Source organism: SAR202 cluster bacterium (assembly GCA_016872355.1).
Taxonomy (GTDB): Bacteria; Chloroflexota; Dehalococcoidia; order Lucifugimonadales; family VGZY01; genus VGZY01.
This window is the reverse complement of sequence record VGZY01000030.1, coordinates 20,398-31,849: the sequence shown is the minus strand read 5'-3', so window position 1 is coordinate 31,849 and position 11,452 is coordinate 20,398. Positions and strand designations below refer to the sequence as shown.

Genomic DNA, 11,452 nt, shown 5'->3' with positions numbered 1-11,452 from the left:
TCTTTCGCCCACGTCTCAATGTCGTAGCCGATCCGCCTGCAGGCCTCCAGACTGGCGGCGACTCGGATAGCGACGTAGAAGGGCCTGCCGCGCTTTTTGGCGATCTCGTCCGTCATCCTGCGGATGGCGCGCTGGAGGTCGGTGATGGCGTAGCGCAGGCGGTACTCGTCGTTGTTGGGCAGGTGGAACGCGTGGCGCTGCCAGTCGAGCTCCACTCCGTCCCAGTCCGCAAGCATGCAGGCCTCTTTGACGTGCTGTAGACGGTGCTCTCGGACCTCCGGTATCGGCATGTTCCATGACGTTGTCGCCCAGTTCGGCGCGGCCTTCCCTAGAAGCCACTCCGGGTGGTCCTTGCGGAACTGCGTGAGGCTCCCGGTGACCGTCTTCTGCATCTTCTCCAGGTCCGTGATCGTCCAGAAGTGCTGGTCGTTCATGCGGATGGATGGGTACACAGCCATCCCGAGCTCGCGGCCACGCTTCACCAGGGGCGCGTACGGATCTATCCCCTGCTCGAATAGGGACCGGATGTTCTCGGTGTCCCGCATCTCCAGAACGGAATCGTACCGCCGGTTGACGGAGTCGCCGACGAACTGCATGGTCTTCGACGGCCACGAAGACTCGTGAGTGCCAAGGCACCAGAAGAGCGCGTCGGTCTCGGTGTCCTTGAGCGGCGCGTAGACCTTTTCGAGGAACTTTTCCAGTGTGGGAGGGTACTCGTTGTACTGGTGGGGCGCGCCGTCCCAGTTATAGATGATGCGGTATGCAGGGGCGGCCTGGCGGGCGGATGCGGCAGTGCCGCCGGAGCGAGACTGTGCCATTGCGGAACACTCCTGTTGGAATTCTGGTGTTGCCCGGAACGGCGCGATGGATTTCGCGCGGGCTACGGTGAGTCATGGAGGATGGTACGGCGGTACGGCGGGTAAAACAAGCGGCCCCGGCGATTGCCGGGGCCTCTGAAGTTACGAATTCACCGAATCGACTACCTGCTTGTCAGGCGGATGCGCGGGTCAACGACGACGAGCATCAGGTCGGACACGAGCACGCCGACGAGTGTCAGCGAGGACAGGAGCAGGAAGATGCTGCCCGCCAGATACATGTCCTGCTGCGTGAGCGCCGCCAGCATGAGCGGGCCGAGTGTCGGCAGGCTCAACACGATCGAGACGATTGCCTCGCCGCCGATCAGGCCGGGCAGGATACCGCCGAAGCCGGAGATCATGGGGTTGACGGCCACGCGCAGCGGGTACTTGATGACCAGGCGCCAGTAAGGCACGCCCTTGGCCCTGGCAGTGATGACGTACGGCTTGGATAGCTCGTCCATGAGGTTGTTTCGCAGGATACGGACGCCGCCCGCCATACCGTTCGTGCCGATAACGACGCCCGGGATGATCAGGTGCTTCAGGAGGTCGATCACGCGGCCGACGCTCCATGGAGCGTTAACGTAATGGCCTGAGAAGAGGCCGCCCACGCTCATATCAAAGTAGGCGAAGAAGACGTACATCATGACAAGGCCTAACAAGAAGTCTGGTAGCGCCAGTCCCGTAAAGCCTAATAACGTAAATACATAGTCACTGAATGTATGCGCTCTTACCGCAGAGTATATCCCGATCGGGACTGAGAACCCCCATACAAGGATACTTGTAAAGGCTGATAACGCGATTGAGAATTGCAATCTGTCCGCCAGCAGCGACTTGATGGTCTTCTGCCTTGCGAACGAGTAACCGAAGTCGAGCTGGAAGATGATGCGGGAGACCCAGAACCAGAACTGGACAAGCATCGGGCGGTTCAGGCCGTAGTAGTCGCGAATGGCGTCAGCCTGCTCGCGGCTGATCTCGTCACCCTCTGCTCGAAGCTGCTGGATATACGTATCTACGTAGTCGCCTTGCGGCAGCTGAATGATCACAAAGGAGAGGAATGCGATCGCACACAGGGTAAACGCGCCCAGCAGCGTTCGCATGACGATATAGTTCAACATCTGGCGTGCTCCTCACTGACCACAACTGATTCGGGCAAAGGCTGGCTTATGCCACTTGCGGAGAGACTACCACAAAAGGGAGCGCCACTACAAGCCAACTGCCAGATGAATTTCGTAACCGGCAATATTTGGCATATACGCACTGTTTCCAGTCCGTCCTCTCAATCTAGGCGACGAAATCCCGCAGCTGGTTAACGATCGCCGGGGTGCGAAGGCGCTTGAGCGCGCGCCGCTCTATCTGCCTGATGCGCTCGCGGGTTACACCGAACTCTTCGCCTATCTGTTCCAGCGTATAGGGGCGTCCGTCCTCGAAGCCGAAGCGGAGCTGCAGCACCCTCGCCTCCCTATCGGAAAGCATCTTCAGTACGGAAACGATCTGGTCTCGCAAGATCTCGTTCGACGTGGTATCGAACGGCATCATGGCGTTGGTATCCTCGATAAATTCTCCGAGCTGCCCTTCTCCCTGCTCGCCGACCGGGCTCTCCAGGGAGATTGTGTCCTGGGCCAGGCCCATTATCTCCCTTATCTTGTCGGACGACATTCCCGAGCGGACGGCCACCTCCTCGGGAGTGGGGTCCCGGCCAAGCTCCTGCAGGAGCGAGCGGCTGACCCGCATGACGCGGTTCATCGTCTCGACCATGTGAACGGGGATGCGAATTGTGCGCGACTGGTCGGCAATGGCCCTGCTGATCGCCTGGCGGATCCACCAGGTTGCGTACGTGCTCACCTTGTACCCGCGGCGGTAATCGAACTTCTCAATGGCCCACATGAGGCCGGTGTTCCCTTCCTGGATAAGGTCCAGGAGCGTCATGCCGCGTCCAACATGCTTTTTGGCAACGCTAACCACCAGTCGCAGGTTTGCCTCAGCCAGGTATTGCTGGGCCCGGAAGCCCTCGCATTTGGTCCGCTCAAAGTAGCCGCGTAGCTGCAGCTCCAGACACAAGGCCTCCGCGAAGAACGCCGGCGAGCTGCAAACGATGTCCAGGTCGGACAGGGAGGTTGGCTCCGGCAGGAGCGCAAGGACGGACGGAGGCACCAGACGGGTGTCGAGTGAGAGTACCAGGAGGTCTTCCCGCGCCTCGTCGGGCGTGCGGCCGGTGGCCGAGCCAACGGCGGCGACGAGCGACTCAGTCAGCTCACCGTCAAGCGATCGGTGCCACTCAGGAGACTCCACAATATCCTGAGTAGTGATCGGCCCGGTCCAGCCTGAAAGGGCGGCGACCGCCTCGGTAATCGGGGCAGCGGCGGCTACGCGCCTGAGCATTCGCAGTGCGCAGAAAGTGGCGGACGGAGCACCGCCCTCTTCGGCCCTCAGAATATCCTCGAGGGCGCGCACATGCTTTGCGGATTCCATACTGCGTGCGAGGCGCTGCTCCTCATCCGCCGTGAGGAGACCTATGCGACCGATCTCCCTGAGGTACATGCGGACCGGGTCGTTGATGAAGTCAGAGACGCCAAGGTTGGCTGCCGGCGCGATGGACTCCACATCCGCCTCTATCTCCTCCGGAGTGGGCACATGGGAATTCTCAGCGGTTTGCTCCATGACCCCTATCTGCTCATTGCTCACGATACCCCTTTCTGTTCACGTTGATTGCCGTGCCGTTGTGCGGGCGGTCGGCAGGACTAGGCGCGGGTATTGAATGAGGAAGAGGATAGCTATGAGTTATAGCCGGTACATCGCCCAAGAGACTAAGCGGCATTGCCCGAAAGGACTATTGAGAACTAATCCAAACGGATAATAAGGCACGTTCGCGCGAGGGAAGGCAGAAGACTTACCTGGAGTCGGGGACGGGCGGATTGGGAGCGACTGAAGGCCGTGGCGGGACCTCGGGCGTTTCGCCCCTGGTCACACCCACCGTGCTGGCAAGGCCGGCGAGCTCGTAGCTGAAGGCGGAGAGGGCGTCCTGCAGGCGTACGAAGGCCGCCTCAGCCACCTCGCCCTGCTTCATGCGGGCGCTGAGGAGCTTGTTAAGGGCTGCCAGCTCGCGGTTACGCTGCTCAAGCGCCGCGTTGAGTTCGTCCACCACGCTCTCCAGCTTATCGCGATAAGAGCGGTTTTCGATCTGAAGAGACCTGCGGGAGAGGGCGTTTTCGACCCGGATAATGAGCTCGGCCAGGCTTACAGGCTTGGTGGTGTAGTCGTACGCGCCGTCGCGCATGGCCTGGACTGCGGTATAAACATCCGCCACGCCGGTGAGCATTATTACCGCGACGTCCGGGTACTGGGCGCGGATCTCGGTGAGGAATTCGGTCCCGGGCTTGCCCGGCATGTTAATGTCGAGGACGACAAGGTCCGGGACGGTGGACTTAAGGACGTCGGCGCCCTGGCGGGCGTTGGCGGCTATGAGGCAGCGGTACCCTGCCTGTGTCAGGCCGCGCTCAAGCACGGACCGCACCGTCGAATCGTCGTCGACTAGGAGGATTGTTGCGCTACTTTCCGGTATTGGTCCGCTGAGCCACGGTGAAGATTACCTTACGCAAGTCCTCCCTTCGGAAGGGTTTGCTCAAAGAGATGTTGCCCGTTGAGGATATGAACTGGTGTGTATCCGGACTCATCGTGTCCCCTGTAAGGAAGACGATCTTGCCGGCCAGCCCCGGACTCGTGTCCCGGACGCGCTCATAGAACTGCCGGCCGTCAATGCCGGGTATTCTTAAATCTAGCAGAATAATGTCGTGGGCGCTAGCCTGAACATGGCCGAGCGCCTCTTCCGCGCTGGCAAAGCACTCGACGGTGTGGCCGTCCGGGCTGAGCAGGCGGACAAGGATGTCCCTGATTGCCTCCTCGTCGTCGATTGCCATGACGCGGCGCGGCTGAATGGCTGCTACAGCTGCCTCGGGGGGGGGTTCTCCCTGTCCACGGACGGCTTTTCAGCCTGTGGCAGCTCAACGTGGAAGGTGGCGCCGGCGCCGGGCAGGCTCTCCGCCCAGAGCTCACCGTCGTGCTGGCGAACGATGCCGTAGCACATGCTGAGGCCCAGACCGGTGCCGCTCTTTACCTGTTTTGTGGTGAAGAAAGGATCGAATATCTTCCGCATCAGCTCCTGGGGAATGCCGGACCCGTTGTCCGTAATGGAGACGCGCACGCGGTTGCCGGCCGGCCCGATCCTGACGGAAATCTCGCCATTCTGTCGGACCTGCTTGATGCCCTGCTCCGCGTTGGTGAGGATGTTGATAAGAACCTGGATAAGCTGGTGCTCGTCACCCATCGTGAAGGCGCCGGCCCCGCGGGAGACCACGGACACGCGCACGCCGCCCGCGCGGAAGTCGTGCGCTTTCATATCCAGCGCCTTCTTGACCACGTCCATGACGTCCAGATGCTGCTTTTGCGGCTGCTTCTTGCGAGAGAAGTACAGAAGGTCCTGGACTATCCTGGCTGCTCTCTGGGCATCGGTATGTATGCGCTTGAGATCGTCCGTTATGTTCGGCGGGAGGTCCTCGTCCATAAGGAGCTCCGAGAAGCCGAGGATGCTGGCGAGCGGGTTATTGAGCTCGTGCGCCACGCCTGCGGCCAGCTCCCCCACATATACGAGCCGGTTGGAGTCCCGAAGGCGGTCTTCCGCCTGTTTGCGGTCAGTTATGTCGCGGACGATCCACTGGTAACCGATGAGGCTTCCCTTCTGGTCGCGCAGGAGGGCCGAGCTAAGAAGGCAGTCCCGCTGCTTGCCGTCCTTTCGGGCGATGCGTGCTTCGTAATCGCGGATGGAGCCACGCCGTTCCACAGCACGCTGGACCTGCTCCCTGTCCGCATGGTCCGCGAACATGTCCCGGACATTGGCGACGAGCAGGTCGTGGCGGGTATGGCCGAAAAGCTCGATCGCGGCGGGGTTGGCGGCGGGGACTTTACCGCCCGGCGTTGCGACGATGATCGCATCCATCGACTGATGGAAGAGGGTGCGATACCGCTCTTCGCTTTCCTTGAGGGTGGCTTCCGCCTTGCGCCTCTCATCCTGGGCAGTCTTCTGCTCCAGGACGTGGGCGACCGAGCTGCCCAGCCGGGCGAGCCGGTCCTTGATGAGGTAGTCCGCGGCGCCGCGGCGCACGCATTCGGCGGCGACTTCATCACCGAGGGTGCCGGTGACGATGATGAACGGGATATCGAGCTTGCGCTCCTGGAGCAGGTTGAGGGCCAGGAGCGCATCGAACTGCGGCAGGCGGTAGTCGGCGAGGATGATGTTGAGGTCCTCGTCAAGGGAGTCCAGGTAGTCCTGCTCGGTCTCCACCCGTTTCCATACCGGCTCGTAGCCGGCGCGCTTGAGTTCGCGCACAATCAGCTCGGCATCCCTTGGCTGGTCTTCCAGGAGTAGGACTCGTAGAGGTATTGGCATCGCAAGTCCAACAATCTGTTAATTCTGCGTGGGGACCTGGTTAAGGACAATCCAGTACAGCCCAAGCTGCTTTACGGCCTCTACAAACTGGTCGAAATCGACCGGCTTTACGATATAGCTGTTCACGCCCAGGCTATAGCTTTCAACCAGGTCTCGCTCCTCTCTTGAAGAGGTCAGCACGACGATGGGCAGCTTCTTGAGGCGAGAGTCGGCCTTTACGATCCGCAACACTTCGAGGCCGTCCACTTTCGGGAGCTTCAGGTCCAGTAGCACGACGCGCGGCGAATTGTCCGGCCCGTTTCCCTCGTACTCGCCCCGGGAAAAGAGATAGTCCAGCGCCTCCGCGCCGTCCCTGACAACATGGATCTTGTTCGAGAGGTTATTCTTCCTCAGGGCTCGCAAGGTGAGCTCGACGTCCCTGGGGTTGTCCTCCACGAGCAGGATCTCTATGGCATGGCGGTCTATGTGCGGCATGGCGAGATCCAGTTCACCCTACGGACAGTGTTTACAGAAAACTATGCCGCTCTGTGAGAATTGCGACACGGTGCCAGCCGCCATCCTGATTAACCAGGCACCTGGTTCAGCAAAAGCCAGAAGAAGCCTATTTGCCTGACGGATTCCATGAATTGAGCGAAATCCACCGGTTTAACGATATAGCTTTTCACGCCGAGCTGGTAGCTTTACACGACATCCTTATCTTGACTTGAGGATGTCAGGACCACCACCGGGATAGTCTTCGTCACAGCGCTGGCTTTCATATCCCTTAGAACCTGGAGACCGTTCACCTTCGGCAGCTTCAGGTCAAGGAGTACAACCCTGGGCGCATGCCGGCCTGCGCGGTTGGCGTTACGGCCGCGGAAGAAGAGGTATTCCAGCGCCTCTTCACCGTCCCGTACAACGTGGACTCCATTCACGACGTTCGCTTTCTTGAGCGCACGGAGAGTCATCTCCTCATCGCTCGAATTGTCCTCAACCAGCAGTACCTCCACAACCTGGTCACTTAACTGCGGCATCCCCCTGCACCCCCTCGATAGTGAAGTAAAACGTTGCCCCTCCGTCTACCTTGCTTTCGGCCCAGACTTTGCCGCCGTGCCTGGTGACAACGCGCTGCACGATTGCAAGACCTACACCGGTGCCCTCGTATTCCTCGGCCTTGTGCAGGCGCTGGAAGACACCGAAGGGTTTTTCTGAATACCGCATATCGAAACCAACGCCGTTGTCCTTGACGAAGTAGGTGGCCGGGCTGGAGGGGTTGTCGCGAATGCTCCCGATTTCTATCAGGGCCCTGGGCCGACGGCGACTGTATTTCAGAGCGTTGCTCAGGAGATTTACATAGACCCGCTTGAGCAAAGCCCGGTCGGCCGAACAAGTGGGCAGGTCTCCCAACTTGAATACCACGTCTCTTCCGGCAGTCTCATCCTTAAATTCCTTCAGTACCTCGCCAACCAGCGCAGCGACATCGATCTCCTGGATGGTCATCGCCTGGCGGCTCAGGCGCGAGAATGAGAGCAGGTCGTCTACAAGCTCACCCATCTCACGGGCACTGTCCCGGATAGTACGAATGTACCGCGCGGCGTCTTCGTTAAGACGTTGGCCGAAGTCCTCTTCCAGCATTTGAGAGTAGCCATCGATGGCCCGTAGCGGCGCTCGGAGGTCGTGGGACACCGAGTAAGAGAAGGCCTCAAGCTCCTTGTTGGCAGACTGGAGCTCGGAGATCCGCCGGTCAAGCTCAAGGTTGAGCCGGCGGATCTCCTCCTCAGCATACTTTCGCTCGATTGCGATTCCCACCTGTCTGGCTACGGCTGAAACGAGGTCCAGAGTCGCATCGTCCCGGGGCTTGACGTCCAGTAGATATAGCGTGATGACCGCCTCGACCTGCCCCCTTGAGAGGATGGGGAACGCGAAAGCCGCGTGTATGCCGTTTTCGGGGGCAGCAGCTGCGCTGCCGTCGTCCCGGCCGGCCGTCGCGAGGTCGGCAATCCATACCGGCTCCCTGGTTGAGTACGCCCTGCCCTGCACGCCCTCCTCCGGTGCGAAAGTTTGCAGGGCCGTTGCCTCCCGAAAACCGTTGAGGGTCCCGGTTGCGTCGTACCAGGCCTTGCAGCACTCCAGACGACCCGTAGCGGGGCCAACAGCCCACGCGCTGCCGCATGGCCATCCGATATGGCGGGCAATTCCGGAGACTATCAGGGAGAGCGCTTCATGAAAGTCGGCGGCTTCCGCAACGGACTGGGTGATAGAGAGCAGCAGCTGCGTTTCCGCCGTCGCGCGCCGCTGGGCTGTTACATCGGTGACAGTGGCCACGACACTGGTCGTCTCCCCGTTAGACGACTTGACCGGGCTAAGGTGGTACTCGTAATCGCGGATCTCTCCCATTACGGGGAAAACGGTTACGTCAGTCAGCGACCGGCCGGACTCGAAAACCGCGCGCAGGCGGTGCTCGAACTGTTCCATTATGCCAGCCGGGAATCCGAGCTCGCGCCAGCTCTTGCCAATGATGTCCGCAGGACGCAGCTGGAGCGCGTCAAGTGCGGCAGTGTTGGCGTAGAGGTAACGGCCATTGCTGTCGTACAGGTAGACATGGCTCGGCGACGCTGAGAGGATTGCGTCGAGCATCTGGAGCGACCCAGCAACGGAGCCCGCCAGAGGGGCGGACAGTTCACCTGGTTGGATGCGCTCAGACATCTGGAACCGCCATCGTACCCCTTACAGTGCATTTGATATAGGACCGCCCATGCGGGGCGTGACCCATGCGTCCCGCAACAGGCCCTCATACTATTATTAAACCGTTTCAGTGCTTTCTAAACATCGGGGCCAGCCTCATCAAGCGACACCGTAGATGGCAACGCGGACCGGCCTATCAGGCCCTGCGCCCGAGTTCCACCAGGAACCTCGACTCGCCCGACGTCCCCTGGGACATGTCGGCTTCCACAACGGATACATCTTCTATTGCTTCAATTATCCGCTTTACGGGAATTGGCTGACGCACTCCGAGTGTTATCTCGACGCCGCCGGGCCGGTTGACCATGCGCATGAAGCGCATGTCCGGGCTCTTTCGGAGCTGGCGTACGAATGACATCACCGAATCGATCTTACCTTCGGCCCTCACATCCAGGAGGACAGAGCCTTCGTAGAGCCTGTCCGAGGCGCTTCTTTGCACGTCCGGCGCGGAAGCCGGAGGCTTGCCGGCAGCCTCGGGAGGCGCGGGTGGCTTGAACTCGGCAGCCTCCGCAGCTACCTCAATTGCTATGGGGGGAGCAGGCAATGTGGCCGGTTTCAGTTCGAGTTGTGGGGCCGGGCTGACCGGCAAGTCCTGGGAAACGCCCAGGCTCAGGGTGATTTCCACGCCGGTTTCGCCGATTGATATGGCGTCTCCGGTGTTGATGACCGCTTCAGACTCGTCCAGCCGGCGCCCGTTGACGGCAATCGACCCCAGAGTCGTGACCTGCCTGATGATGTAACCGGACGGCGTTCTTTCGATTTCAACATGCGAGCGGGATATTCCCGGTTCCACCAGGACAACATCGTTCGCCAGGCTCCGCCCGATCGACATTTTCAGCTTGCGCATAGGAACGGCCATCAGGATTGCGCCGCCTCGACTTATGGTGATGACTGGGTGCTCCGATAGGGTCATGCGCCTCCGGGAAGAACGAAGAGTGGTTGCAGGCTGTCTACGCCCGCGTTGCTGCATTCAAATCAGACAGGGCTACCTGTCTTGCTGCAGGTCGTCCGGCCATGGATCGAGGACGATGGGGACCTGGCGTGAGTGGTTGTCCCTGAGGACGGTGAGGACCACCTCGTCGCCTGGCTTAAGACCGTTAAAGTAACTGACCATCTCCTCCACGGAAGCGACACTTCGCCCATCCACGGCGGTGACGATATCACCTAACCGCCTCACCGGGCTTATCTCAAGGCCACGGAGGTCGGCTCTCTCGGCGGGGCTGCCTGCAACAACGCTGCGGACCAGGATGCCGGCGTCAGTGTCCAGTCCCAGACTGCGTGCCACCTCGCGTGTAAGAGACTCGCCGCTAATGCCGATGTAAGGCCGACGAACATCACCAGCCACCTTTAGCTGGTCCAGCAGCCCAACAACCGTGTTGCTTGGAATAGCCAGGCCGACACCTATCTGGACCGAGTTCTGGACCCGCACGGCTGTGTTCACTCCGACAACAAGACCATTGGCGTCCAGCAGCGGCCCCCCGGAGTTGCCGGGGTTCAGGGCGGCGTCCGTTTGCACCAGGTCCGTTATCGGGCGGCGAGTGGAAATGTTTTCCGTGCTACGCCGGGTCCCACTGACAACACCGACGCTCACTGAGTTGAAATTCCTGAATGGGCTACCGATCGCAATAGCCATCTGCCCCGGAACGATCTTGCTGGAATCTGCGAACTCCAGCGGCGCGATGCCGCGTACGAGCTCCGGGGATACCTTGATTACCGCCAGGTCATCCAGCCTGCTAACTCCCAGGCGCTCCCCAGGGATATTGCGCCCATCCGCGAGCCTGACGGAGATCGAGTCTGCTTCATCGACGACATGGAAATTTGTGACTATGTGACCTTCATTGTCTATGAGGAATCCCGATCCGACGCCCTCACTCAGTCCCTGGATGGTAGTAATCTCAACTACTGCTTTGCTGGCCCTTTCGAAGACGGCAGTGACGATTTCCTCGTCTTAAAGGGGAGCCATGTCGCGACTTGAGCTCCACGGCGACTGGTAGGCGAACCAGCCGAGGAAAAACCCCAGCAGCATGCCGAGAGAAAGGACCACAGCGGTCCTGCCGGCACCGGCGCTCGAGGGGTTAGACGGCTCGGCAACGCTGTCATGGACAGACGGTGCGAGCGCCTGGTCGTCACTCTGTGGAGTCGTCATGCTCCTCCATTCCATGGACCTGGTCGGAAACGTTTGCGCCCGGCAAAGAATACAGGCCTTGCGGCGCTCTCAGCTTCAGTATACCGATGCGGCAAATATCCATCCACATGATTTCAGCCGATAGCCCTCATTCATTGCCACGTCCCGGTGGGATTAGCACTACCGGACGATAGGAAGTGTTGCGGCGTGAAGAAAATACACGGATTTGAAAGGTTCCAGGCACACGAATTTAATTTCGTGGCGCCGTACATGTCTTAAAGTTCTTCCGGAACTTTTGTACTGACATCT

Annotated in this window: 11 protein-coding genes and 2 pseudogenes; all 13 read right to left on the bottom strand. The window is 60.2% G+C overall.

Annotated elements, in window-relative coordinates:
- The coding region (locus tag FJ319_08125; protein ID MBM3934252.1) for a hypothetical protein at positions 1 to 818 on the bottom strand (818 nt) is incomplete at its 3' end.
- A gap of 161 nt (positions 819 to 979) precedes the next feature.
- Positions 980 to 1,972, bottom strand: a complete 993-nt coding sequence (locus FJ319_08120) for an ABC transporter permease (GenBank protein MBM3934251.1) — start codon at positions 1,970 to 1,972, stop codon at positions 980 to 982.
- A 166-nt stretch (positions 1,973 to 2,138) separates the two neighbouring features.
- Positions 2,139 to 3,236: a sigma-70 family RNA polymerase sigma factor gene (locus tag FJ319_08115; protein MBM3934250.1), complete on the bottom strand. Its 1,098-nt coding sequence runs from the start codon at positions 3,234 to 3,236 to the stop codon at positions 2,139 to 2,141.
- 84 nt (positions 3,237 to 3,320) lie between these two features.
- Positions 3,321 to 3,413 (bottom strand): annotated as a pseudogene (locus FJ319_08110) (hypothetical protein).
- 331 nt (positions 3,414 to 3,744) lie between these two features.
- A complete protein-coding gene (locus tag FJ319_08105) occupies positions 3,745 to 4,416 on the bottom strand; it encodes a response regulator (GenBank protein MBM3934249.1) in 672 nt (223 codons plus the stop codon).
- Positions 4,403 to 4,771, bottom strand: coding sequence for a response regulator (locus FJ319_08100; GenBank protein MBM3934248.1), 369 nt, complete (start codon positions 4,769 to 4,771; stop codon positions 4,403 to 4,405). Before FJ319_08100 ends, FJ319_08105 begins: the two co-directional genes overlap by 14 nt.
- A 23-nt stretch (positions 4,772 to 4,794) precedes the next feature.
- Positions 4,795 to 6,297, bottom strand: a complete 1,503-nt coding sequence (locus tag FJ319_08095) for a PAS domain S-box protein (protein ID MBM3934247.1) — start codon at positions 6,295 to 6,297, stop codon at positions 4,795 to 4,797.
- An 18-nt stretch (positions 6,298 to 6,315) separates the two neighbouring features.
- The gene (locus FJ319_08090) at positions 6,316 to 6,771 is read right to left on the bottom strand and encodes a response regulator (protein MBM3934246.1); all 456 of its coding nucleotides are present in this window, start codon (positions 6,769 to 6,771) and stop codon (positions 6,316 to 6,318) included.
- 89 nt (positions 6,772 to 6,860) lie between these two features.
- Positions 6,861 to 7,310 (bottom strand): annotated as a pseudogene (locus FJ319_08085) (response regulator).
- On the bottom strand, positions 7,294 to 8,982 hold the full coding sequence (locus FJ319_08080; GenBank protein ID MBM3934245.1) for a PAS domain S-box protein: 1,689 nt from the start codon (positions 8,980 to 8,982) through the stop codon (positions 7,294 to 7,296). Before FJ319_08080 ends, FJ319_08085 begins: the two are co-directional and overlap by 17 nt.
- A gap of 175 nt (positions 8,983 to 9,157) precedes the next feature.
- The gene (locus FJ319_08075) at positions 9,158 to 9,988 is read right to left on the bottom strand and encodes an FHA domain-containing protein (GenBank protein MBM3934244.1); all 831 of its coding nucleotides are present in this window, start codon (positions 9,986 to 9,988) and stop codon (positions 9,158 to 9,160) included.
- 15 nt (positions 9,989 to 10,003) lie between these two features.
- The gene (locus tag FJ319_08070; protein MBM3934243.1) at positions 10,004 to 10,651 is read right to left on the bottom strand and encodes a PDZ domain-containing protein; all 648 of its coding nucleotides are present in this window, start codon (positions 10,649 to 10,651) and stop codon (positions 10,004 to 10,006) included.
- A 315-nt stretch (positions 10,652 to 10,966) separates the two neighbouring features.
- Positions 10,967 to 11,164 carry a hypothetical protein gene (locus FJ319_08065; GenBank protein MBM3934242.1) on the bottom strand — a complete coding sequence of 66 codons (198 nt, stop codon included), beginning with the start codon at positions 11,162 to 11,164 and terminating at the stop codon, positions 10,967 to 10,969.
- Positions 11,165 to 11,452 lie beyond the last annotated feature (288 nt).